Genomic DNA, 22,496 nt, shown 5'->3' on the forward strand with positions numbered 1-22,496 from the left:
GGTGTACACCATGTCTGAAACAACTGAATCAGCGCAAGAACAACTGACGCGGCTAACCGCAGAGGCGGAAGCCGCGGCCAACAGCGCCACGGATGTTGCCGCCATCGAAGAAATCCGTGTGCATTACCTTGGCAAGAAAGGCGTGCTTACGGAGCAGCTTAAGCAAATCGGCACGTTGCCGCCGGAAGTCCGGCCCAATTTTGGTAAATGGGTAAACGAAGCGAAGGACGCTGTGCAGGAGCAGCTGCGAGCGCGCAGGTCCGAGCTGGAGGCGAAGGCGCAGGATGTCCAGCTCGAGCGCGAGCGGTTGGATGTCACGTTGCCGGGCCGCGGTATGCGTACCGGTGGTCGGCATCCCATTACGCGCACCCTCGAGCGCCTGGAAAAAATTTTTGTGGCGATGGGATTTACCGTCGCCGATGGGCCGGAAGTCGAAGATGACTACCACAACTTCGAGGCGCTCAATATTCCGGCCAATCACCCGTCGCGGGCGATGCACGACACGTTTTATTTCGACGCACATCGCTTGTTACGCACGCATACGTCGCCGGTGCAGATACGTTATATGGAGCAACATCGACCGCCGTTGCGTATCATCGCACCGGGACGGGTGTACCGTTGCGACTCCGACGTTACGCATACGCCGATGTTCCATCAGATCGAAGGACTGATGGTGGACGAGCAGGTGACGTTTGCCGATCTCAAAGGCGTACTCGCCGAATTCTTGAATCGTTTTTTCGAACGCGAGCTGAAAGTGCGGTTTCGGCCGTCGTACTTTCCGTTTACCGAGCCGTCGGCCGAAGCCGATATCAGTTGCGTGATCTGCAGTGCCAAGGGTTGCCGCGTCTGTAAAGGCACGGGTTGGCTCGAGGTGCTCGGGTGCGGCATGGTTCATCGCGAGGTGTTACGCCACGTGAAGATCGACAGCGAACAGCATATCGGTTTTGCCTTTGGCCTTGGCGTCGAGCGGTTGGCGATGCTGCGTTACGGTGTGAACGATCTGCGCTTGTTCTACGAAAACGATCTGCGTTTCCTGCAGCAGTTCAAGTAACGGTATCGGTGATCGTATGAAACTGAGCGAACAATGGTTACGGGAATGGGTATCACCGCGGCTGGACGCGCGTGTGTTGGCAGAGCGGTTGACGTCGGCTGGATTAGAGGTTGGTTCTATCGATCCGATTGCGCCACCGCTGAAAGGCGTGATTGTGGGCCGCCTAAAATCGATGACGCCGCATCCGACCGCGGCGCAGCTCAATGTCTGCGTCGTTGAAACGGGCCGCGGACAAACGCACCAAGTCGTTTGCGGTGCAACCAACGTCAACGTCGGCATGAAGGTTCCGCTGGCCTTGGCCGGCGCGGTATTGGCAGGTGAGCGCAAGATCGAGACGACGACGGTTCAAGGCGTGGAGTCGGCCGGCATGTTGTGCTCGGCCGCTGAGCTTGGCCTCGAAGCCGAGTCAGATGGCTTGCTGGTGTTGGATAAAAACGCGCGCATCGGTGTGGCGCTGACCGAAGCGTTGGCGTTGAACGATGTCACGCTAGAAGTCGAGCTGACACCGAACCGTGGCGATTGTCTCAGTGTCGCCGGTATGGCGCGCGAGGTGGCGGCAATTACCAACACCCGGTTGCGCGAAGTTCGGATTCCGAAGGTTCGCGTGAAATCGAAGAAGCGTGTTGCCGTTAAACTGGTTGCTCGCAAAGAGTGCCCGCGGTACGCCGGCCGAGTGGTGCAGAACATCGCCAAAGACGCCGTTACGCCGACCTGGCTGCGCGAGCGTCTACGACGTGCCGGGGTGCGCAGCCTGCATCCGGTGGTCGATGTGACTAACTATGTATTGCTCGAGCTGGGACAGCCGATGCATGCGTTCGATTTGGCCAAACTGAAAGGGGCGGTGCAAGTGCGCACGGCCAAGGCCGATGAAACGCTGACGTTCCTCGACGGTCGCAACATGAGCATTCCGGTCGGTAGTTTATTGATAGCCGACAACCGCGGGCCGATCGCGCTCGCCGGTATCATGGGCGGATTAGAGACGGCAGTGGATGCGAATACGCAGTCCATATTTTTGGAAAGCGCGTTTTTCCATCCCGATGCCATCGCCGGTCGAGCGCGTGCGCTTGGGCTGCAAACGGAATCATCGCAACGATTCGAGCGTGGTGTCGATCCGGAACTGCAGGTGAAGGCAATCGAGCGGGCGACGCAACTTATCCTGGAGATTGCCGGCGGCGAAGCAGGCCCCATTACCTTGGCATCGGCGCCCGGAAAGCGCACGATCGCGCCAATTGTGCTGCGTCGTAGTCGCTTGGCGCGTGTGCTCGGTACCGAGATTCCTCCTGTTGAGTCCGAGAAAATGCTAAAGCGTCTCGGCATGCAAGTGCGACGGACCGCCGATGGCTGGAAGGTAGTGCCGCCATCACATCGTTTCGACATTCGTATCGAAGAAGATTTGATTGAGGAAGTGGTGCGCCTTTACGGCTACGACCGTATTCCGGCGCGCCTGCCGAGTGGTCCGCTAATGGCGCCGGATGCGACCGAGACACGCATTGTGCCCAGTCGGTTGCGCGATTTGTTGATCGATCGCGATTATCAGGAAGTTATTACCTACAGCTTTGTCGATCCCGAGCTGCAAACATTGATCGATTCCACGACACCGGCGCTCATGCTGGCTAACCCGATTAGTTCCGATATGGCAGCGATGCGGACATCGTTGTGGACCGGCTTGCTGCAAACACTGCGTTATAACCGTAACCGTCAGCAGGAACGTATCCGCGTATTCGAGATCGGCCGCCGTTTCGAGCGCGGCGATGTTCCGCGCGAGAACGCCGTCATTGCTGGCGCCGCGACCGGAACGGCGTGGAATCCGCAGTGGGGGATAGCTAAGCGTGCCGTCGATTTCTACGATGTAAAAGCCGATGTCGAAGAGCTATTGCACTGCACCCTTCGGCCGGCAGATTTTAAGTTTGTGCCGATGGTTCATTCTGCACTGCATCCTGGCCAAAGTGCTGCTATACATTCCGAAGAGAAACGAATTGGATGGGTGGGCGCGCTGCATCCTGCGATTCAGGCGCGGCTAGATCTTGAGAGAGTGGTGTTGTTCGAAATGGACCTCTCGGCCCTGACGTCGTCGCGGATACCGGAGTTCAAAGAGATCTCCCGGTTCCCGGCGATTCGTCGCGATTTATCCGTTGTGGTGCAAGAGGCGATATCGGCACAGTCTGTCGTCGACGGTGTACGGCGAGTGGCCGGAAATTTGCTGGTTAACCTTGAGCTATTTGACGAATATCGTGGCGAAGGTATTGATTCCGGAAGAAAAAGTTTAGCGTTGACCTTGACCTTACAGGATTCTTCGCGCACCCTTAGAGAAGCGGAGGTGGACGCACTCGTTGTGCAGGTAATCGCCTCTTTAAGGACAGAGCTGGGGGCGGAGCTGCGGAGTTAAGCGTCCGGCAAGAACAACCACGGGACGAGCATCCAATGGCATTAACGAAAGCGGATCTTGCGGAAAGTTTGTTCAATGAGTTGGGGTTGAATAAGCGGGAAGCGAAGGAATTCGTCGAGCTTTTCTTCGAGAAGATCCGCTTGGCCCTGGTCAATGGCGAACAGGTAAAGCTGTCGGGCTTTGGTAATTTCGGCCTGCGCCATAAAAATTCGCGTCCCGGTCGTAACCCGAAAACCGGTGAAGAAATTCCTATCACTGCCCGTCGCGTCGTCACATTCCGCGCAAGCCACAAGCTGAAAGAACGCGTGGAGGAAAACGCCCGCGCGAGCGCGGACAGAACATTGCCAGCCGATAAATCCAATAACCAGGCTGAAGTGAATGCTTGACCCAGCCGATAACTTAGAGCTCCCACCCATCCCCAGTAAGCGTTACTTCACCATCGGTGAAGTAAGCGACTTGTGCGCGGTGAAACCGCATGTGTTGCGCTATTGGGAGCAGGAGTTTCCGCAATTGAAGCCGGTGAAGCGCCGCGGCAACCGGCGCTACTATCAGCGCCACGACGTGGTGTTGATTCGGCAGATTCGTACGTTGCTTTATATCGAAGGCTTCACCATCAGCGGTGCGCGCAATAAGTTAGCGCTTGAGCATCCTGAACCGATCGATAACGAGCGGGAGCAGGCGATTCAAGGATTGATTCAGGAGCTGGAAAACGTCCTGCGCATGCTCAATGAGCATTGATCGATAGCGGCGCGGTTCGACGTGTGTGCTGCTTTCGATTTGCTTTGTGTAGAGCGGGGTCTCGCGTATCATAGCCGCCTCAAATGCGGGGCGTAGCGCAGCCTGGTAGCGCACCACCTTGGGGTGGTGGTGGTCGGAGGTTCAAATCCTCTCGCCCCGACCAATCAATGTTTCGTGTCCTAGCGTGACTCTAGTGACTTCGAGCTATCCCAGCCCGTACGCTGACGTACGGGTGTTCGAAATTCCGCTGTACGTTCCTCGTTTTCATTGCATGTTTTTTTGTTCGAGCTCTGGATATGCGCATATTAGTTAGCAACGACGACGGTTATCTCGCCCCTGGTATTGCCTGCTTGGCGCGCGCTGTCGCCGCTTTCGGTGATGTCGACGTGGTCGCGCCGGACCGCGACCGTAGTGGTGCGAGCAACTCATTAACGCTCGATCGGCCACTGCGTGTGCGTCGCGGTGAGAACGGGTTTTTATGCGTCGACGGTACACCAACCGATTGCGTGCATCTGGCCGTTACCGGTCTGATGGAGCATCAGCCCGATATGGTCGTTTCCGGTATCAATCGCGGTGCCAATTTGGGCGACGATGTTCTTTACTCGGGGACGGTTGCCGCCGCGGTCGAGGGTCGTTTTCTCGGCGCGCCCGCTATCGCGATATCGCTTGTTAGCAATGCCGCCGAAAATTACGACACGGCCGCCAACATCGTCGTGCGTCTCATGCATAAGTTACGGCGCGATCCGTTGCCGGCCGACACGATCTTGAACGTGAACGTGCCGGATCTGCCGCTCGATCAAATCGCCGGCATCGAAGTGACGCGCCTCGGCAATCGGCATAAGGCCGAGCCAGTCGTGCGTATGATCGATCCCCGTGGCAAACCTGTGTATTGGGTCGGCGCCGCCGGTACCGAGGCGGATGCGGGACCGGGCACGGATTTCGATGCCATCCGTCGCAACTTCGTGTCAATCACCCCTTTGCAGGTCGATTTGACTCGTTATACTGCCCTCGAGCAGGTCTCGTCTTGGCTTAAAACCTTGTAGTACGTCTATTATGAGACCCGATTTAAAGGGCATCGGCATGACGTCGTCACGCACACGCGAACGCTTGATCGAGCGGCTGCGTACCGAGGGTATTCGTGACGAAGACGTGTTAGCGGCAATTCGAAAGGTTCCGCGTCATTTGTTGGTCGATGAAGCGCTTTCCAGTCGGGCCTACGAAGATACCGCGTTGCCCATTGGCTTTGGCCAGACCATCTCCCAGCCTTACATCGTCGCTCGCATGACCGAGACGTTACGCGCCGGGCGGTCGCTGAATAAAGTCCTCGAAATCGGCACCGGTTCCGGTTATCAAACCGCGGTGTTGTCGCAGGTTGCCACCAAGGTTTACACCGTCGAACGCTTGGAACCGTTGTTGAAGAACGCGCGTCGACAGCTACTGGGTCTCGGCGTTCGTAACGCTCAGTTCAAGCTTGGCGATGGCAGTCTCGGCTGGCCTGAGCATGCGCCTTATGACGGCATCATCGTCACCGCCGCGGCGGTCGCGGTTCCGCCGGCGCTGCTGGAACAGCTCGCGCTCGATGCACGGCTCGTCATTCCTGTCGGCAGCGGTTTGGCGCAGGAGCTGTTGGTGTTGCAACGCACTCAAGCGGGTTATGCCCGCGAACGGCTTGAAGCGGTCAGTTTCGTCCCGCTGATTGAGGACCGGCCCTGATTGCCGGCGTCGATGCGCGTCGGCGCCGACGGAATCGGTTCGTTTTCGCGAGCGCCGTTGTCGCATTAGCGTTGAGTGCCTGCGCTGCCGGTCCTGCCGCTGAAGTTCATCCACGAAATGCCTATTTTGCCCGTCCGTCTGATTCAGCAGTGCGCGAAGTTCGAGCCGGTGACACGCTTTACAGCATCGCTTGGGAGTCCGGTCGCGATTTTCGCGAAGTGGCGGCCTGGAACGACATCGATCCGCCCTATCTGATCAAGCCCGGCCAGCGGATTCGCCTACAACCTCCACGCGGTATCGAGGTTGCACTGAACAGTAAATCGCAACATACGGTCGTCAAAGGCCAGACGCTTTACCGCATCGCACTAGCGGCCGGTGTCAGTTATCAGGATCTCGCGTCATGGAACGACATTGAGCCGCCCTATGCGTTGACGCCGGGACAGCAGCTGCGTCTCACACCGCCTGTTAAATCGGTAAAGAAACCGGTTGTAAACGAAAGTGTCACACCGAAACCGACGCCTGCGCCGACGCCAGTCTTACGCGATGCCACCGATGAGCACGGTGCTGTGAAATGGATGTGGCCAACCGAAGGTCATATTATTTCCCGTTTTACAACGAATGGTGTGAATAAGGGCATTGACATTGGCGGCACAGCGGGTCAACCGATTCATGCCGCGGCTGCCGGCAAAGTTGTGTATCAAGGCAGTGGACTTCGCGGATACGGCCAGCTTATTATCGTTAAGCACAACGCGGATTTCCTCAGCGCTTACGCTCATTGCGCAACGATTTACGTTCAGGAAGGCAGTGTGATAAAACCCGGTCAAGTCATTGCCACGATGGGTAACAGCGGAACTGATCGCGTAAAATTGCACTTTGAAATTCGTCGACGTGGTGTCCCCGTCGATCCCATCGACCACCTCCCGAAAAAGTAATATGCCGCCACGCAAACCCGGAGCACCTCGCAAGAAAGGTAAAGCGCAGGATGACGAGAAGCTGCTGTCGACTCCCGACGAGGAAGAGACAGAAGGCGAGACCGCCGCCAGTGCTGACGAAGACGGCGATGGTGCTGAAGAGAAGGAGGCGACCGTCGAGGTCGCTGAAAAGGAAGAAAAGGAAGAGAGCGAGGAGAGCAGCAGCGCCAGCGACGATACTTATCTCGCTGCCGATGCGACCCGACTCTATCTCAAGGAAATCGGTTTCTCGCCGCTGCTGACCGCCGAGGAAGAAGTCTTTTTCGCCCGCAAGGCGCAGAAGGGCGACGCCGCTGCCCGCCGGCGTATGATCGAAAGTAATTTGCGCCTGGTGGTGAAGATTGCCCGGCGCTACATGAACCGCGGTCTGGCGCTGCTCGATCTGATCGAGGAGGGTAACCTCGGATTGATTCGCGCGGTCGAGAAGTTCGACCCGGAGCGTGGGTTCCGCTTCTCCACCTACGCTACCTGGTGGATCCGCCAGACGATCGAGCGCGGCATCATGAATCAGACGCGCACCATCCGTCTGCCGGTGCACGTGCTCAAAGAGATCAACATTTACCAACGCGCCGCGCGTTACCTATCACAGAAGCTCGACCACGAACCGACACCGGAAGAAGTGGCGCAGCTGCTCGATAAGCCGATCGAAGACGTCAAAGGTATGCTCGGTCTGAACGAGCGTTTGGCCTCGGTCGATGCGCCGCTCGACGACGATCCGGACCGATCGCTGCTCGATGCCATCGCCGACGAGCGCACGCTCGATCCGGAAAAGGCGCAACAGCGCGAAGACCTGCAATCGCTGATCGAATCGTGGCTGAACGAGCTCAACGACAAGCAGCGTGAAGTGGTCGAGCGCCGTTTCGGGTTGAACAGCCGCGAGATTTCGACGTTGGAAGAGGTCGGTGCCGACATCGGTGTCACGCGCGAGCGCGTGCGTCAGATCCAAGTCGAGGCGTTGAAGCGATTGCGCGTGATTTTGGAGAAGGCGGGTTTCTCGGTCGACTCGTTGTTTTAAGTTTTGCTCTTTACTGCAGCCGACGGCGCGCTAAACCAGGCGATGCCCGCCGTCCACGTGTAAAACACTACCCGTCGTATATTGGTTCTCCGTTAAAAAGAGTATTGCCTGCGCTATATCGTTAGGCGTACCTATTCTGCCCACTAAGAGGCACTTTGCCATCTGCTCGAACATCGCCCGCTTTTTGTTGCCGGCGATAGTGGTCCAAATGGGCGTATCTACCCATCCCGGCGAAACAACATTGACCCGGATCGGCGCAAGTTCGACGGCTAATGCGCGAGCAAAGGCCGCAAGCCCACCATTCACCGCCGCTACCATAGATGCATTTACCCCTGGTCGATAAGCCGCGATTCCTGAAGTAAAAGTAATCGATCCACCGGCGTTTATCAGCGGAGCGCCGTGTTTCGCTAGGAGCAGCGGGCCGATCAATTTAGAGTCGAGAATTTTTCGCGCCGCATCAACATCAAACTCTTTAACCGGTTGATAAGTCACGCTCGCCGCGGTCGTAATCAAATGAGTGAAGGGTCCGACCGTTTTAAATAAGCGTATTACGTCTGTTTCGTCGGTGATGTCTGCCGCGATCGTTTGGACGGGCGCGCTTGCGCCCAGCTTGTTTGTGGCTTGATGAAGTTTGTCGGCGGATCGACCGACAATCGTGACTTGTACCCCCTTAGCGAGCGCGGCTTGTGCGACCGCCAAGCCCATCCCGGAACTACCGCCGGCAACTATCAGCCTTTCGACGGTTTTAGTAGATTGATTCATGTGCGGTCTCCTGGCATTCGGACGAGACCATCTTCTACGGGCGAGGGCAGGAATGGAAACGGGACAATCCGATAACCACTATCGGTTTCGTCGATCGGTGCTGCGAACGAAGCTCAAAGAGCTAGAGACTTTTTGCACGTTGGCGCGAACGTTGAACTTCAGCCGGGCGGCGGAACAATTGCATTATGCTCAGTCGAGCGTGACCGAGCATATCCAGAATTTAGAAGCGGACTTCGATATCACGCTCTTCGACCGCGGCGGACGTTCGCTTGAGTTGACTGCCGCCGGCGAGCAGCTGCTCGACTACGCCGATCGTATCTTGTCGTTGGTGCAAGAAGCGCATGCAACCCTCCGCCGCGACGGCGGTGGTGGTGAGTCGTTGACGATCGTTGCGCCAGAAACTTTTTGTGCCCGTCGACTTCCAGCGGTGCTCGCACGCTTTCGTTCGATGCATTCGGAAGTATCGCTGGCAGTGCGACCGGCGAGCCGCGGCGAATTGTTGCGCGCGGTCGCCGACGGCGATGCCGATATGAGCCTGGTTCTCGGAAATGTGCCGACCGGTCCTGCTTGGTTGCGATGCGAGATGCTGGGTACGGAATCGCTTTGCTTGATTGCGCATCCACAACATCGACTTAATGGATTACCCCGCGTCGCCGCCGGCGATTTAATGGGCGAGGCGTTTCTGTCGACAGCGGTAGGCTGCGTCTATCGAGAAATATATGACGGCGCCATTCGAACCATCGTTGGTGCCGCCGCACCGGTCGTGGAGCTTGCTAGTCTCGCTGCCATTGTGCGTTGCGTTGCCACCGGGATGGGCATCGCGCTATTGCCTAAGGTGGCGGCTGAAGCAGCGTTGGCCGATGGATCCGTCGTCGCCTTACCGTGGGACAACTCGTATTGCACGGTGCCGGTTTGGTTGAGCTGGGATGAGCGAAATTCCGCACCCTGGCGGCAACGCTTTATCGAGTTAATGCGAGAGGTGTTTCGACATTCGAGTCATGCGACGCGGAATTCTGGGTCGATAACGGCGCTGGTAGATGATTTACAGCGTCATTATTAAGTTTTGGTAATCGGCAACAGCGCCGCCACCACGCGCCTACCTTCACCCATCAAAACATTGTATGTGCGACACGCAGCGCCCGTGTCCATCACCTCAAAACCGACTTGGGCCGAGGCTAGCGCGCGCGTGACCTCAGACGCGGGAAAACGCAGGCGGTTACCGGTGCCGAGCAATATGACCTCAGGGTTCAGCGCGGCAATTGCCTCGATATGCTCAGCGGTTAAATCGGCCAACGTTTGTGGCGGCCAATCGGCGATAATGCGATCGGGTGTGACGATTACGCTACCGGCGTACGAATCCTGGTTGACGGTAACGCAGCCGGGCGCGTAAGAGCGAATAACATTGTGACTGCCGGTGTTTTCAAGCTGAATTTTCATACTTTATATTTTACCTCGTAATCCATTTTCGTCGTCGGCGCCAATTAAGCAAAGGAGGAGCTTTGGTCAAACTAGACCGGCTTCTCCGATAGAAGTGGGGGTCCGGCGGGGCAACAGCGGATTCATAAGATCGATGGTTTCCAGTTCCGCTGGCCACACCCTATAATGGGCGCGGTTTTCGCACTCATTGCCCATCATTCAACTAAATACCACCTAGCGATAAGGCAGCCTTCAGTACGCGGCATCCAATGGACGATTTTCCACGCATCAAGCGACTTCCACCCTACGTCTTCAACATCGTCACCGAGTTGAAGGCCCAAGCGCGCCAGCGCGGCGAAGACATTATCGATTTTGGCATGGGCAATCCGGATGGTGCCACGCCGAAGCATATTGTCGATAAATTGGTGGACGCGGCGCAACGCGAAGACACCCATCGCTACTCGGTTTCGCGCGGCATTCCGCGTCTGCGTCGGGCAATCTGCGCCTGGTACCAGAGCCGCTTTAATGTCGAGCTCGATCAGGACCGCGAGGCGATCGTCACTATCGGCTCGAAAGAAGGGCTGGCGCATTTGGCGTTGGCGACCGTGGACAAGGGCGACGCGGTATTGGTGCCCAATCCGTCTTATCCGATCCATGCCTATGGTTTCGTTATCGCCGGCGCCGATATTCGCCACGTGCCGCTCGTGCCGGGCGGCGATTTCTTTGCCGAGCTCGAAAAGGCAATTCGCGATTCGTGGCCGAAGCCGAAGATGCTGGTATTGAATTTTCCGGCGAATCCCACGGGGCAGTGCGTCGATCTCGCGTTCTTCGCAAAGGTCATCGCCATCGCCCGTGAGCATCGCATTTGGGTGATTCAGGATCTCGCTTACGCTGACATCGTGTTCGATGGTTATGTGGCACCGTCGATTTTGCAGGTTCCCGGCGCTAAAGATATCGCCGTCGAATTTTTTACGTTGTCGAAGAGCTATAACATGCCCGGCTGGCGTGTCGGCTTTATGTGCGGCAACGAAACGCTGGTGGCGGCGTTGGCCAAGCTCAAGTCCTATTTCGACTACGGCACGTTCACACCGATTCAAGTGGCGGCGATTCGGGCGCTCGAAGGTCCGCAGGATTGCCTGCAGGAAATCTGCGCGATCTATCAAAATCGGCGCGATGTATTGTGCAATGGCCTAATCGCTGCCGGTTGGCAGGTCGACAAGCCGCGCGCAACTATGTTCGTATGGGCGCGCATTCCCGAGCCGTATCGGGCGATGGGTTCGCTTGAATTCGCCAAAAAATTACTGACCGAGGCCAAGGTGGCGGTGTCTCCCGGCATCGGTTTTGGTGAATATGGCAATGAGTATGTGCGGTTCTCACTAATCGAGAACGAGCATCGGACTCGCCAGGCGATACGTTCGATACGCGACGTATTGCGGCAAGAACGTTTACTGACAGAACAACGGCGGGGTAGTGCATGAGTCGTTCCACTTCAAAATCAGCCGTGCCGGAAGCCGGCGCTGCTCCGGTTCGTATCGGATTGTTGGGTCTAGGCACCGTCGGCAGCGGTACGTTGACCGTGTTGTCGCGCAATTGCGAAGAGATTACGCGTCGTGCCGGCCGTCGCATCGAGGTTATCAAGGCATCGGCGCGCGATATTACCAAGCCGCGTGCGGGTCCGACGCAGGGCATCGAATTGTTGGCCGACCCCATGCAGGTGGTGCGCGATCCGCAGGTCGAGGTCGTGGTCGAGTTGATCGGCGGCTACGAGCCGGCGCGCACGTTGGTGCTCGAAGCGATCGCCCAAGGTAAGCACGTCGTCACCGCCAACAAGGCGTTGATCGCGTTACACGGCAACGAGATTTTCCGCGCTGCCCAAGCCAAGGGTGTGATGGTCGCGTTCGAGGCGGCGGTTGCCGGCGGCATTCCTATCATCAAGACATTGCGCGAAGGATTATCGGCTAATCGCATTGAGTGGTTGGCTGGCATCATCAACGGTACCAGCAATTTTATCCTCACCGAGATGCGCGATAAGGGCGCGGACTTCGCCGACGTGCTGGCGCAAGCGCAGCAGCTCGGTTATGCCGAAGCTGATCCGACCTTCGATGTCGAAGGAATCGATGCGGCCCACAAGCTTTGCATTCTCGCCGCCATTGCTTTCGGTATCCCGCTCAATTTCAAAGATATCTACGTAGAAGGTATCAGCCGCGTCACTCGCGCCGATGTCGCCTACGCCGAAGAGCTCGGTTATCGCTTGAAGCTGCTCGGCATCGCTCGGCGTTCGAGCAGCGGCGTCGAGCTGCGTGTACATCCGACACTTATCCCGGAACGCCGGTTGATCGCTAACGTCGATGGCGCAATGAACGCCGTGCTGGTGAAAGGCGATGCGGTCGGACCGACGCTATTTTACGGCGCCGGTGCCGGCGCCGAGCCGACGGCATCGGCGGTTGTCGCCGATTTGGTCGACGTCGTACGCACATTGACGACCGACCCGACGCATCGAGTGCCGCACCTGGCATTCCAGCCGGATGCATTGGTCGATCTGCCGATCCTGCCGATGGCCCAGGTAGAGACGTCGTACTATCTGCGGCTGCATGCCGAGGATCGTCCTGGCGTCTTGGCCGACGTGACCCGCATCCTTGCCGACCTCGATATCAGCATCGAGGCGATTCTGCAGAAGGAGCCGGCGGAAGGGGAAAGTGTGGTGCCGATCATCATTCTGACGCATCGTGTCGCCGAACAAGCGATGAACACTGCTATTTCACGGATCGAGCAGCTCGGTTCTATCCGCGGTAGTGTCGCCCGCATTCGCCTCGAGCACCTGCGCGCCAACTGGCAGTAAGGCATGAGCCGCCGACCGGCGGCTCGGCGTTTCCACCGCTTTTTCTTTCCTATCCAGCGACTTCCATCGTCTTTCTGATATCGCGTCGAAATTCCGACGCGATCATTCGAGCCGTTCGGCGTTTTCTTCCTCCTGCTGGCATAGCAATTGCTTTACTTACTACAACTATGACAAGGAATTCCTCGCCATAGTGAAGGAGTAATGGATGTTTGTGCACCTAACGACTAAGGATGATGTATGGAATCCGTCCAAGTGACGTGCCACGCCGACCGTACGGAACTGGTTCTCCAGGGTTTGCTGGATGTGCCCCGGGTGCGTGCCGTTTATCAATCGTTGAACCAAGCGTTGGTGCGGGCATTGCCCGTCGAGCTGCATGCGGCTGATGTTGAACGCGTCGATGCCGCCGGCCTGCAGTTGTTGCTCGCGTTTTATCGCACGGCGCGCGACCGCGGCTTAGCACCGCATTGGCGTTCGGTCAGCACGGCGTTGCGCAACGGCAGTGAAGCGTTGGGCATCACCGGTGCCTTGGAGTTGCCGACATGATGCAACGGTTGGCGGCAGAACGTTGGTGGGCGTGGGCAATTATCGCCATCGTCGGCTCATGGGCGTGGACGCTGTTATTCATCCCGCTGAGTGTCGCCGTCGGTACCGCCTTCGCCAATATCATCGCCGTGTTATTGCTGACCCGTTACGGAATGAAACGACGCATGATTGAAGAAGCGGCGTCGCCAACGACCGTGGCCGCAACTGCACAACCGTCCGCCGCCTCGCTGGAAGCAGACGTTGAAGCGCTGTTGCGCGAATCGGCCGAGATCACGCAGTTGCCGCCAGTCGACCAAATGCTGGAATCGATGGCGTCGGATAATCATCGGCGTCGGTTGGAAGATTTACTGCGTCGTTGGGTCGATGTCGCACATCGTTACAGCGAAGCCGCCTTGGCATTACGCAAACAGATTCACACCGTCGTACAGCAAACCGAGCAGGCGGCCAATACTATCTCGAACAGCTTCCAAGCGGTCATCAATAAAGCGACATTGCAAGCGCGCCAAGCGATGGACCTGCTCGAAGGTACGCAGGGTGCAGCCGATGATGGTGCGCCGCAGTCGTTGAAGGACTTTATTCGCGTGTCCGACGAGCGCTTGACGCGAATGGCGGACGAAGTGGTCCGCGTTGCCGATCTGTCGGTGCAAATGGTGAAAGAGCTCGACGGCGTGCAGACTCGTACGCAAGCGATCGACGGGTTCTTGCTCGACGTCGAAAAGCTCGCCGATCAAACCAGCTTGCTGGCGTTGAACGCCGATATCGAAGCGGCGCGCGTCGGCGAGCACGGCCGTGGCTTCTCGATCGTCGCGCAAGAGGTGCGGCGTTTGAGCCAACGCTCGCACGAGTTCAGCGATCGTATTCGCCAACATTTGAAGGCGGTTAAGGTCGGCTTGAACAAGACCTACGGCGATATGCGTAAGTTGTCGGCTGCCGACATGGAGCACGCGCTGACGATCAAAGACGACGTCATTGCGCTTACGCACGCGCTCGAAGACAAGAACCGCGAGGTCGCCGAAACTGTCGGCCGCATCAATACCATCAGCCGCGAGATTACGCGCGACGTCGAGAACGTCGTTATCTCGTTGCAGTTCCACGACATCACCAGCCAGAAATTGACCAGCATGCTCGAACCGATGGATGAGTTGCGACGCACGTTGTTCCATTTGATGCAGGAAACGATGGTCGTCAATAAATACTTGCTGCCCGAGGCGGTGGAGGGAACCCTGCCGCTGCCGGAAGGCGCCGCCGCCAATCCGCCGGCAGAATCGCCGGCGAGCGACGGCGCATTACGAAAATTGCGCGCGGTAGGCGCACCGACTAGCGGACCGACAGTGGAGCTCTTTTAAAGAGACGGAGGAACTCATGCCCACCATCATGACGGTGGACGACACCGCATCCATGCGACAGATGATTAGCTTCACGCTCAACAGCGTGGGCTACGACGTTATCCAAGCGAGCGACGGTGCCGAGGCGCTGGAGTTGGCGAAGACGCGCAAGGTCGACTTGGTCATTGCCGACGTCAACATGCCGAATATGGACGGCATCTCGCTGGTGCAGTCGCTCCGTGCGCTCGATAACTACAAGTTCACGCCGATTTTGATGCTGACGACCGAATCACAGCAAGGCAAGCGCGATCAAGGCAAGCGCGCCGGCGCGACCGGTTGGATCGTCAAGCCGTTCAATCCGGAACAACTCGTCAACGTCGTCAAAAAAGTGTTGGGGTAGGCGATGGCCGTCGACTTGCGCCGATTCCACCCGACCTTCTTCGAGGAGAGTCTCGAAGCAGTGGCGCTGATGGAGCAGGAATTACTCGATGTCGAGCGGGCGTTACAGCGTAATGCCGCCGCCGTCGTCGATGCCGAATGCCTCAACCGTATTTTTCGCGCGGCCCATTCCATCAAAGGCGGCAGCGGTACCTTCGGGTTTCAGCAGGTAGCCGATTTCGCGCATGCGATGGAATCGCTGTTGGACGACGCACGTTCCGGCCGGCGAGTTCTCGATTTTCAATCGATCAACTTATTGCTGCGTTCGGTGGATTGCCTGCGGACGTTGCTGCAGGCGGCGCGCGCGGAGACACCGGAAACTCCGGCCGGTGTCGACGCGTTGCGCGCCGAACTCGAGCGGGCGCAGGCGTTACCGGACAAGCCGCGCGCCGCTTCGACGCCGGTGGCGGCCGACGCCAGTAGCTGGGTCATCCGCTTCTATCCGCATCCAGGACTGTTCCACACTGGTAACGATCCGTTGCGATTGTTGCGCGCCATCGCCGATCTTGGCCAGAGTCGCACGCGTACCGATTTGTCGCGCTTGCCGAATTGGGCCGATCTCGATCCGGAGACTTGTTACCTTGGTTGGGAATTGGTGTTGCAAACGCCGGTACCGCGGGCAGCGCTGGACGAGGTTTTCGCTTGGGTGATCGGCGATTGCGAGCTCGAACTCAAGCCGGTGCTCGCGGCATCGTCGGTCGCGACGTTGACGAAGATGGACGATATGAATATGTCGTCGATCCGTGTTGCCACCGCTAAGGTCGATGCATTGGTCGATATGGTCGGCGAGCTGGTAATTACGCAGACGATGCTGAGCCAGGTACTCGAAGGATTTACCCTCGATGCATTGCCGCAGCTGCGCGCCGGTATCGCCCAGCTCGAACGCCACAGTCGTGATCTGCAAGACGGTGTGCTCGGCATTCGCATGCTGCCGATCGGCTTCGTGTTCAGCCGGCTGCCGCGGTTGACGCGCGACATTTCTACCTCGTTGGGCAAGCAAATTGAACTATCGATGAGCGGCGAGCGCACCGAGCTCGATAAGACCATCATCGAGCGCATCAGCGATCCGTTGATTCATCTCGTGCGAAACAGCATCGATCACGGGATCGAGTCGCCGGACGATCGCGTACGTGCCGGCAAGTCGCCGGTCGGTACAATCCAGCTCGATGCGTATCACAAGGCCGGAAGCGTGGTGGTCGAGATCGAGGACGACGGTCGCGGTTTGGACCGTACGCGCATTCTGCAGAAGGCGCGTCAGCGCGGTTTGGTCAGCGCCGATGTTCAGCTCGAGCCAGCGCAGATCGACGAATTAATTTTTACCCCCGGTTTCTCCACGGCTGAGGTGATCAACGATGTGTCCGGTCGCGGCGTCGGGCTCGACGTCGTGCGCAACAATATTCGTAGTCTCGGCGGCGGCGTCGAGGTGAGCTCGGTCAGCGGTCAGGGTGCGCGTTTCACCATTCGCTTGCCGCTGACGCTGGCGATCGTCGACGGTATGAGCCTGCAAGTCGGTTCGGAGGTTTATATTTTGCCGCTGGCATGGATCGCCGAATCGTTGCGTATTCATCCGCGCCAAGTCACACAGCCGGCCGGCGGACCGGAAATTTTATGTGTGCGTGACGAGTATTTGCCGTTATTGCGACTCGGACGCATGTTCAATGTGCCGCCGCGCACCGACAATTTGGGCGAAGGCATCGTCGTCATCATCGAAGCGGACGGTAAACGCGCCGGATTGTTTGTCGATGAGTTGCTCGGCCAACAGCAAGTGGTATTGAAGAGTCTTGATAAGCACTGCCAGCGCCTCGAAGGCATCTCCGCGGCGACGATCTTGGGCGACGGCACGGTGGCGCTGATCCTCGATGCCGGGAGCTTGGTGCGGCGCGCGCATGGCGCGGTCAATGTCGTGGCCGCGAGCGGCCCGACAGTCGGACGCGTGAGTGGTGCGTCGGCGACGTTACATTGAGGGAAACAGCGATGCTCGATAAATCGATTAAGCCGGGCGCGATACCTACCGAAGAGCTAGTGCAATTCCTTACGTTCCGGCTCGATGGTCTCGATTACGGCATCCCGATCATTCAGGTGCAAGAGATTCGCGGTTGGACCAAGGTGACGTCGCTGCCCAACTCGCCGCGTTATATCCGCGGCGTGCTCAATCTGCGTGGCACGATCGTGCCGATTATCGATTTGCGGCTGCGCTTCAATTTGAACGAAGCAGCGTATGACTCGTTTACCGTCATCGTCGTGATCAACGTTGGCCAGCGTTTGGCGGGCGTTGTCGTCGATGCGGTCAGCGACGTGATTAGTTTATCGACCGAGCAGCGGCAAACCCCGCCGGAATTCGAGGGTCATGCGAACCGGCAGTTCGTAAAAGGGCTAGCACAGATCGACGAAAAATTATTGGTGTTACTTGATGTGGAGCGGTTAGTAAATCCCGATACGTTGGCCGAGGCCGTCGAGGCGGCAGCTTAAATATGAAGATTTTCGCCGACTTCTCCTCCCCCTCAGGGGGAGGACAAAAGGTGGGGGTGGGTTCAAACGAAGCGCCAAACTCACCCCCACCCTCGTTCCCTTCCCCTGCGGGGGAGGGAGGCGATGTTGTTTATTTGGGAGACATACGATGAGTACATCGAATCAATCAGGGTTGCGGCTTCGCGGTCGACTCCTGCTGGCAGCGGGACTGGTGTTCCTCACGTTTGGCATCGGCGGCGGCTTCGGGCTCTACAAGATGATGCAAATGGCGAGTTTCGCCGACAATGCGCATGAGCGCGTGGTGCAACTGACGCCGGTTAAGGGCGGCGGCGAAGCGTTTGCCGGCTACCAGGAGGAATACGACAAGATCAAAAGCGCTTACCGCGATGCGCGGCTCGTGACCGGTGGGGTCATGGTTGCCGGCTTGGTGGCGATGCTTCTGGTCGGGGTTTATCTCACGCGTTCGCTCACTGGACCGTTGCAGCAGCTGCGCGAAGCGTTAACCCGGATCAGCGAAGGCGATATGACGGTGTCGATGCAGCTGAGCGCCGGCCGCCACGATGAAATCGCCGAAGTGGCCGAACTGCTCAATGTCACCGTGCAGAAGCTTAGCGAAAGTCTGCGCAAGTTCGCCGAGGCGGCGGAAATCGTTTATCACGGCTCGCAGGAGCTGAGTTCCGCCAGCGAACAGCTGTCGGCATCGTCGCAGGAGCAGGCGAGCTCGCTCGAAGAGACGGCGGCGTCGATGGAAGAGATGACCAGCACCGTCAAGCATAACGCCGACAACGCCGTGCAGGTCGACAAGCTCGCCGCCGAATCGGCCGACGCTGCCAATGAGAGCGTGACCATGGCCAATTCATTGCAGCGGTCCATGGACTTGATCAACGGCAGCAGCACGAAGATCGCCGATATCATCGGCGTCATCGACGAGATCGCTTTCCAGACGAACTTGCTGGCGTTGAACGCGGCCGTCGAAGCGGCGCGCGCCGGTGAGCATGGCCGCGGATTCGCGGTGGTGGCGGCCGAGGTTCGTAGCTTGGCGCAACGCAGCGCGCAAGCGGCGAAAGAGATTAAAGGCTTGATCAATGACAGCGTCGACAAAGTCGGTGACGGCGCGCATCTGGTGGGCATCACCGGCGCCAAATTGCAGGGCATCGTCGGCAAGGTGAAGAACGTCGCTGAGTTGATTTCCGAGATCAATGCGGCCAGTCAGGAGCAGGCGTCGGGTATCGATCAGGTGAACCGCGCGATCGTGCAGATGGATGGCGTCACGCAATCGAATGCGGCGCAGGTCGAAGAGTTGACCGGCACCAGCCAGTCGTTGGCGGTGCAGGCCGAGCATCTGCGGCAACTGGTCGGGCAATTCAAGTTGGCCAGCTCGGGTTCCGGTTCGACCACCAAGTCATCGTCGTCGAACAAGGCCGACGCGGGCGATGGTGGTAAAACGGCGGTACCGAGCGTCGACTCGAAAGTACAGGTGTTGCGCCCACGCCGTGCCGCCGGCAGTGGTGAGGACTGGACCGAATTTTAACGCCCTCTCCCTCCGAGAGAGGGAGGCGAGCCGAAGGCGCGCACGATGCACGCCATTTCTTAAGACTTGGAGGCGCAGGCCTATGCCTGCGGACGAGTATGGCGGCACTGCCGTCGCAACTTCTCGCCGGCCTGCCCACATTTCATATCACCGATGCCGAATTTCGGTATCTGCGTGATCTGATTTATGCGCACACGGGCATTTCGCTAACCGAGCACAAGCGCGCGTTGGTTTGTGCGCGCTTGGCGAAGCGTTTGCGCCACCATAATTTGTCAACGTTCGCGGATTACTACCACTTAATAACGGAATGCGATCCCGAAGGTCTCGAGATGGTCGAGATGATCAATTGCATCACGACCAACAAGACCGATTTTTTTCGCGAACCGCATCACTTCCAATTTCTAACCGAGACTGTCATTCCGCAGTTACGCGCCGGTGCCCGCAGCACGTTGCGGCGGCTGCGCGTCTGGAGCGCCGGCAGCTCGACCGGCGAGGAGGCGTATACCACGGCGATTACCGTGCGCGAGGCGTTGGCCGACGACGACCCCTGGGATGTGCGTATTCTTGCCACTGATATCGATACCCAGGTGTTGGCCCATGCCGAGCGTGGCGTATATACCGTCGAGCAGGCATCGCGTATACCCGAGCCGTTGCTGCAGCGCTATTTTTATCGCGGCGTCGGTGCCAATCACGGACATGTTAGAGTCAAACCGCTGCTTTCCGAGATCGTTCAATTTCGTCATCTGAATTTGATGGATGATCCCTGGCCCATGCGCGGGCAGTTCGACGTCATTTTTTGCCGCAACGTCGTCATCTATTTCGACCGCGAAACCCAACGCCGTCTGATCGAGCGCCTAATGCGGATGCTGCGACCGGAAGGCTATCTTTTTCTTGGCCATTCCGAATCGATCATTGGCACCGATGATGCCGTGCGTCATGTCGGTCAGAGCATTTACCAATATAAGGGGCGGGCATGACACGCAAACGCATACCGAGCGTAACCGGCCGCCTGCAAGCGGATGGAACCGATGTCCCGCGTGTCACGATTCATATCGGTGGTCTGCGTACGAGCCGCGATCCGCTGGTACTCGATACCGTGCTCGGTTCGTGTATTGCCGCCTGTTTATACGACCCGGTCGCCGCCATCGGCGGCATGAACCATTTCATGCTGCCGCATGGCATGGATGCCGACAATCCGACGAGTACCCGCTACGGCGTGCACGCGATGGAATTACTGATCAGCGATTTGATGAAGATCGGCGCCAACCGTAAGCGTTTTCGCGCTAAGGTATTCGGCGGCGGACACGTATTGAAAATCAGCGAACGCGATGATGGTGTACCGCAACGCAATATCGAGTTCGTCCGCCGTTTTCTGGCGAATGAACAGATTCCGATCGTCAAAGAAGATGTCGGCGGCTATCAACCGCGGCGGGTGCTGTTTCATACCGACACCAGTCAGGTGTTCGTCAAATATTTAGGCCGCGGCGACGCTGAACGTACCGCCGAAGAGGAAATGGTTTATCTCATCAGCTTGAAGCGGCAGAAGCTGGATGGCGAAGTGGAGCTTTTCTAGTGGCCGGTGAACCGCAGCCGTTGTACGCCCGCGCTAAGATCCGAGCGATGGTGGTCGATGACTCGCCGCTGATGCGTCAGTTGTTGACAGCGTTGTTGACCGAAGACGATACCATCGAAGTCGTCGGCACGGCACCCGATCCGTATGTTGCCCGCGAAAAGATCAAACGCCTGCACCCTGATGTGCTAACGCTCGACGTCGACATGCCGGGCATGAACGGCCTGAAATTTCTCGAGAACCTTATGCGCTTGTGGCCGATGCCGGTCATCATGGTGTCGTCGCTGACGCGCGACGGTGCTACCACGACCTTGCGTGCGCTCGAGCTCGGTGCAGTCGATGTCGTGGCCAAGCCGCACGGCGATCCGCGCGAGAACATCCACCGTATCGGTACCGAGCTGCGCGCTAAAGTGCGCGCGGCGGCGCACGTCCGACTCGGCAATATGCGCGCGGTGTCCAACGTTGCCGCGAGTTTGCCGGCGTTGCCGCTGCAAGCGGCGCGTTGCGAGCGTGGCGTTATCGCTATCGGCGCGTCTGCCGGCGGCACGCAGGCGGTCGGCGAGATCTTGCAACGCTTACCGGCGCGTATGCCGCCGATCGTCATCGTCCAACACATGCCGCCGCGCTTCACCGGACCATTCGCCGATCGGTTGAACGAGCACTGCGCCATGAAAGTGCAGGAGGCGCGCGACGGCGATCAGCTGCGGCCCGGTATGGTATTTATCGCCCCCGGTGGTCAACAAACCGAGCTCATCAGCTTGGCCGATGGCTATCGGTTGCGGGTATATGAGGGTGAGCCGGTGAGCCTGCATCGTCCTTCGGTCGACGTGCTGTTCGATTCCGCGGCGCGCGCGATCGGTGCCAATGCACTGGGTGTAATCTTGACCGGCATGGGCAGTGACGGTGCGCGCGGCTTGAGCCACATGCGCCGACGCGGTGCCTGGACGCTGGCACAGAATCAGGAGACCAGTCTGGTATTCGGTATGCCCGAGCGGGCGATCCGCGAGGGCGGCGTTTGCGAAATATTGCCGCTCGACCGCATGGCCGAGCGGCTGGTGGAGTGGGCCGGCGTGTCGGCCGACGTCGAACCGGGTACTTCGTAACGCTAGTTGATCATTATCTGAGCGGTTCGTTTGGCATCGATGTTAGTTGAGGGTCACATCGACGATTTTTTCCTGACATTTTTCATCGAAATCGGATTCAGTAAAGCAGGCGCGGCCGACGGCGCGATAGCTGCCGATAGAAAACTCTTTGTTGGCGAAGTCGCTGCACTTGAACCGTCTGTTATCGCCGTCGCGTTCGTAATCGCAATTTACCTGGCCGCCGTTTTCACAGGCTTCCGCCACCCCTGAAGTGCAATTGCGGTTGAAGACTCTATTGTCGTCCTTTCGGTCCGCATCCGGCGTACTGGAGGGTATGAGGTAGACCGAAAAACGGTAATTCGACAAGTCCGAACGGTTGACCTTCCAGATAAATTTTACTTCGTTAGTAGAGCTATCCGGGGTTGTCGGAGTAACCGTAAATTCATCCAGCGTTAAGTCTGCATCATCGCTATTGCCGCTACCGCAAGCAGTGCAGAGTAGCGCGGCAACAGCGACCGCACCCATGAGCGTTGGGGTCGTGAATTTCATTTGGGGCTCCCTAATTGAATAAGTTTTTATATGCGCTGCTGGCAACCAATAGTGGCCAGCAGCGTTTACGGATTCTATGGGTTACCTACGGAGATCGT

General features: G+C 58.1%; 23 protein-coding genes and 1 tRNA gene. 21 read left to right on the top strand and 3 right to left on the bottom strand.

Annotated features, from left to right (window positions below; translation table 11 throughout):
• Positions 1–10: 10 nt before the first annotated feature.
• The 9 genes from pheS to rpoS all read left to right on the top strand — a co-directional run bounded on the left by pheS (position 11) and on the right by rpoS (position 7,874).
• Entirely contained in the window at positions 11–1,051 is a 1,041-nt protein-coding gene (gene pheS / locus HY308_10060) for a phenylalanine--tRNA ligase subunit alpha (GenBank protein ID MBI3898625.1), read from the top strand.
• A gap of 16 nt (positions 1,052–1,067) precedes the next feature.
• Complete coding sequence (gene pheT / locus HY308_10065) at positions 1,068–3,437, top strand: phenylalanine--tRNA ligase subunit beta (protein MBI3898626.1); 2,370 nt, start codon at positions 1,068–1,070, stop codon at positions 3,435–3,437.
• Positions 3,438–3,472: 35 nt separating this feature from the next.
• Positions 3,473–3,823: an integration host factor subunit alpha gene (locus tag HY308_10070; protein ID MBI3898627.1), complete on the top strand. Its 351-nt coding sequence runs from the start codon at positions 3,473–3,475 to the stop codon at positions 3,821–3,823.
• Positions 3,816–4,175 (top strand): MerR family transcriptional regulator, encoded by a 360-nt coding sequence (locus tag HY308_10075; protein ID MBI3898628.1) that lies wholly within the window; start codon positions 3,816–3,818, stop codon positions 4,173–4,175. Before HY308_10070 ends, HY308_10075 begins: the two co-directional genes overlap by 8 nt.
• An 86-nt stretch (positions 4,176–4,261) precedes the next feature.
• Positions 4,262–4,338: transfer RNA gene (locus tag HY308_10080), tRNA-Pro, on the top strand.
• Positions 4,339–4,471: 133 nt separating this feature from the next.
• Complete coding sequence (gene surE / locus HY308_10085) at positions 4,472–5,218, top strand: 5'/3'-nucleotidase SurE (GenBank protein ID MBI3898629.1); 747 nt, start codon at positions 4,472–4,474, stop codon at positions 5,216–5,218.
• A gap of 10 nt (positions 5,219–5,228) precedes the next feature.
• Positions 5,229–5,888, top strand: a complete 660-nt coding sequence (locus tag HY308_10090; GenBank protein ID MBI3898630.1) for a protein-L-isoaspartate(D-aspartate) O-methyltransferase — start codon at positions 5,229–5,231, stop codon at positions 5,886–5,888.
• 149 nt (positions 5,889–6,037) lie between these two features.
• Positions 6,038–6,820 (top strand): peptidoglycan DD-metalloendopeptidase family protein, encoded by a 783-nt coding sequence (locus HY308_10095; GenBank protein ID MBI3898631.1) that lies wholly within the window; start codon positions 6,038–6,040, stop codon positions 6,818–6,820.
• Position 6,821: 1 nt separating this feature from the next.
• Positions 6,822–7,874, top strand: coding sequence for an RNA polymerase sigma factor RpoS (rpoS, locus tag HY308_10100; GenBank protein MBI3898632.1), 1,053 nt, complete (start codon positions 6,822–6,824; stop codon positions 7,872–7,874).
• 30 nt (positions 7,875–7,904) lie between these two features.
• Here the strand turns inward: rpoS and HY308_10105 are convergent, their stop codons facing one another.
• Complete coding sequence (locus tag HY308_10105) at positions 7,905–8,636, bottom strand: SDR family oxidoreductase (protein ID MBI3898633.1); 732 nt, start codon at positions 8,634–8,636, stop codon at positions 7,905–7,907.
• A 52-nt stretch (positions 8,637–8,688) separates the two neighbouring features.
• On the opposite strand from HY308_10105, the gene HY308_10110 reads away from it, so the two are divergent.
• Positions 8,689–9,696 carry a LysR family transcriptional regulator gene (locus HY308_10110; protein MBI3898634.1) on the top strand — a complete coding sequence of 336 codons (1,008 nt, stop codon included), beginning with the start codon at positions 8,689–8,691 and terminating at the stop codon, positions 9,694–9,696.
• Here HY308_10110 and HY308_10115 read toward each other — a convergent pair.
• Positions 9,693–10,073: an Mth938-like domain-containing protein gene (locus HY308_10115; GenBank protein ID MBI3898635.1), complete on the bottom strand. Its 381-nt coding sequence runs from the start codon at positions 10,071–10,073 to the stop codon at positions 9,693–9,695. The two genes, HY308_10110 and HY308_10115, sit on opposite strands and share 4 nt — an antisense overlap.
• A 248-nt stretch (positions 10,074–10,321) precedes the next feature.
• Here HY308_10115 and alaC point away from each other — a divergent pair, with 248 nt between their 5' ends.
• The 11 genes from alaC to HY308_10170 all read left to right on the top strand — a co-directional run bounded on the left by alaC (position 10,322) and on the right by HY308_10170 (position 21,870).
• Positions 10,322–11,530 carry an alanine transaminase gene (gene alaC, locus HY308_10120; GenBank protein MBI3898636.1) on the top strand — a complete coding sequence of 403 codons (1,209 nt, stop codon included), beginning with the start codon at positions 10,322–10,324 and terminating at the stop codon, positions 11,528–11,530.
• On the top strand, positions 11,527–12,891 hold the full coding sequence (locus tag HY308_10125) for a homoserine dehydrogenase (GenBank protein ID MBI3898637.1): 1,365 nt from the start codon (positions 11,527–11,529) through the stop codon (positions 12,889–12,891). Before alaC ends, HY308_10125 begins: the two co-directional genes overlap by 4 nt.
• A gap of 237 nt (positions 12,892–13,128) precedes the next feature.
• Positions 13,129–13,434, top strand: a complete 306-nt coding sequence (locus HY308_10130) for an STAS domain-containing protein (protein ID MBI3898638.1) — start codon at positions 13,129–13,131, stop codon at positions 13,432–13,434.
• Entirely contained in the window at positions 13,431–14,780 is a 1,350-nt protein-coding gene (locus HY308_10135) for a methyl-accepting chemotaxis protein (protein ID MBI3898639.1), read from the top strand. The genes HY308_10130 and HY308_10135 overlap by 4 nt, the downstream gene beginning before the upstream one ends.
• Positions 14,781–14,796: 16 nt before the next feature.
• Entirely contained in the window at positions 14,797–15,159 is a 363-nt protein-coding gene (locus HY308_10140; protein ID MBI3898640.1) for a response regulator, read from the top strand.
• A gap of 3 nt (positions 15,160–15,162) precedes the next feature.
• Positions 15,163–17,160 carry a chemotaxis protein CheA gene (locus HY308_10145; protein ID MBI3898641.1) on the top strand — a complete coding sequence of 666 codons (1,998 nt, stop codon included), beginning with the start codon at positions 15,163–15,165 and terminating at the stop codon, positions 17,158–17,160.
• Between the two features lie 11 nt (positions 17,161–17,171).
• Complete coding sequence (locus HY308_10150; GenBank protein ID MBI3898642.1) at positions 17,172–17,666, top strand: chemotaxis protein CheW; 495 nt, start codon at positions 17,172–17,174, stop codon at positions 17,664–17,666.
• A gap of 148 nt (positions 17,667–17,814) precedes the next feature.
• On the top strand, positions 17,815–19,197 hold the full coding sequence (locus tag HY308_10155) for a HAMP domain-containing protein (GenBank protein ID MBI3898643.1): 1,383 nt from the start codon (positions 17,815–17,817) through the stop codon (positions 19,195–19,197).
• 98 nt (positions 19,198–19,295) lie between these two features.
• On the top strand, positions 19,296–20,174 hold the full coding sequence (locus tag HY308_10160; protein MBI3898644.1) for a protein-glutamate O-methyltransferase CheR: 879 nt from the start codon (positions 19,296–19,298) through the stop codon (positions 20,172–20,174).
• On the top strand, positions 20,171–20,770 hold the full coding sequence (locus tag HY308_10165; GenBank protein ID MBI3898645.1) for a chemotaxis protein CheD: 600 nt from the start codon (positions 20,171–20,173) through the stop codon (positions 20,768–20,770). Before HY308_10160 ends, HY308_10165 begins: the two co-directional genes overlap by 4 nt.
• Before the next feature lie 47 nt (positions 20,771–20,817).
• Complete coding sequence (locus HY308_10170; GenBank protein MBI3898646.1) at positions 20,818–21,870, top strand: chemotaxis response regulator protein-glutamate methylesterase; 1,053 nt, start codon at positions 20,818–20,820, stop codon at positions 21,868–21,870.
• A 42-nt stretch (positions 21,871–21,912) separates the two neighbouring features.
• Here HY308_10170 and HY308_10175 read toward each other — a convergent pair whose 3' ends face one another.
• Entirely contained in the window at positions 21,913–22,398 is a 486-nt protein-coding gene (locus HY308_10175) for a hypothetical protein (GenBank protein MBI3898647.1), read from the bottom strand.
• Positions 22,399–22,496 lie beyond the last annotated feature (98 nt).

The organism is Gammaproteobacteria bacterium (genome assembly GCA_016199745.1).
Classification (GTDB): domain Bacteria; phylum Pseudomonadota; class Gammaproteobacteria; order Acidiferrobacterales; family Sulfurifustaceae; genus JACQFZ01.

Excerpts from the sequence above, each read along its gene's own strand:
- HY308_10145 (MBI3898641.1), top strand. The coding sequence starts at position 15,163 with ATGGCCGTCGACTTGCGCCGATTCCACCCGACCTTCTTCGAGGAGAGT.
- HY308_10105 (MBI3898633.1), bottom strand. The coding sequence starts at position 8,636 with ATGAATCAATCTACTAAAACCGTCGAAAGGCTGATAGTTGCCGGCGGT.
- HY308_10070 (MBI3898627.1), top strand. The coding sequence starts at position 3,473 with ATGGCATTAACGAAAGCGGATCTTGCGGAAAGTTTGTTCAATGAGTTG.
- HY308_10175 (MBI3898647.1), bottom strand. The coding sequence starts at position 22,398 with ATGAAATTCACGACCCCAACGCTCATGGGTGCGGTCGCTGTTGCCGCG.
- surE (MBI3898629.1), top strand. The coding sequence starts at position 4,472 with ATGCGCATATTAGTTAGCAACGACGACGGTTATCTCGCCCCTGGTATT.
- HY308_10110 (MBI3898634.1), top strand. The coding sequence starts at position 8,689 with ATGGAAACGGGACAATCCGATAACCACTATCGGTTTCGTCGATCGGTG.
- alaC (MBI3898636.1), top strand. The coding sequence starts at position 10,322 with ATGGACGATTTTCCACGCATCAAGCGACTTCCACCCTACGTCTTCAAC.
- pheT (MBI3898626.1), top strand. The coding sequence starts at position 1,068 with ATGAAACTGAGCGAACAATGGTTACGGGAATGGGTATCACCGCGGCTG.
- HY308_10160 (MBI3898644.1), top strand. The coding sequence starts at position 19,296 with ATGGCGGCACTGCCGTCGCAACTTCTCGCCGGCCTGCCCACATTTCAT.
- HY308_10130 (MBI3898638.1), top strand. The coding sequence starts at position 13,129 with ATGGAATCCGTCCAAGTGACGTGCCACGCCGACCGTACGGAACTGGTT.
- rpoS (MBI3898632.1), top strand. The coding sequence starts at position 6,822 with ATGCCGCCACGCAAACCCGGAGCACCTCGCAAGAAAGGTAAAGCGCAG.
- HY308_10155 (MBI3898643.1), top strand. The coding sequence starts at position 17,815 with ATGAGTACATCGAATCAATCAGGGTTGCGGCTTCGCGGTCGACTCCTG.
- HY308_10125 (MBI3898637.1), top strand. The coding sequence starts at position 11,527 with ATGAGTCGTTCCACTTCAAAATCAGCCGTGCCGGAAGCCGGCGCTGCT.
- HY308_10140 (MBI3898640.1), top strand. The coding sequence starts at position 14,797 with ATGCCCACCATCATGACGGTGGACGACACCGCATCCATGCGACAGATG.
- HY308_10090 (MBI3898630.1), top strand. The coding sequence starts at position 5,229 with ATGAGACCCGATTTAAAGGGCATCGGCATGACGTCGTCACGCACACGC.
- HY308_10135 (MBI3898639.1), top strand. The coding sequence starts at position 13,431 with ATGATGCAACGGTTGGCGGCAGAACGTTGGTGGGCGTGGGCAATTATC.
- HY308_10115 (MBI3898635.1), bottom strand. The coding sequence starts at position 10,073 with ATGAAAATTCAGCTTGAAAACACCGGCAGTCACAATGTTATTCGCTCT.
- HY308_10165 (MBI3898645.1), top strand. The coding sequence starts at position 20,171 with ATGACACGCAAACGCATACCGAGCGTAACCGGCCGCCTGCAAGCGGAT.
- pheS (MBI3898625.1), top strand. The coding sequence starts at position 11 with ATGTCTGAAACAACTGAATCAGCGCAAGAACAACTGACGCGGCTAACC.
- HY308_10170 (MBI3898646.1), top strand. The coding sequence starts at position 20,818 with ATGGTGGTCGATGACTCGCCGCTGATGCGTCAGTTGTTGACAGCGTTG.
- HY308_10150 (MBI3898642.1), top strand. The coding sequence starts at position 17,172 with ATGCTCGATAAATCGATTAAGCCGGGCGCGATACCTACCGAAGAGCTA.
- HY308_10075 (MBI3898628.1), top strand. The coding sequence starts at position 3,816 with ATGCTTGACCCAGCCGATAACTTAGAGCTCCCACCCATCCCCAGTAAG.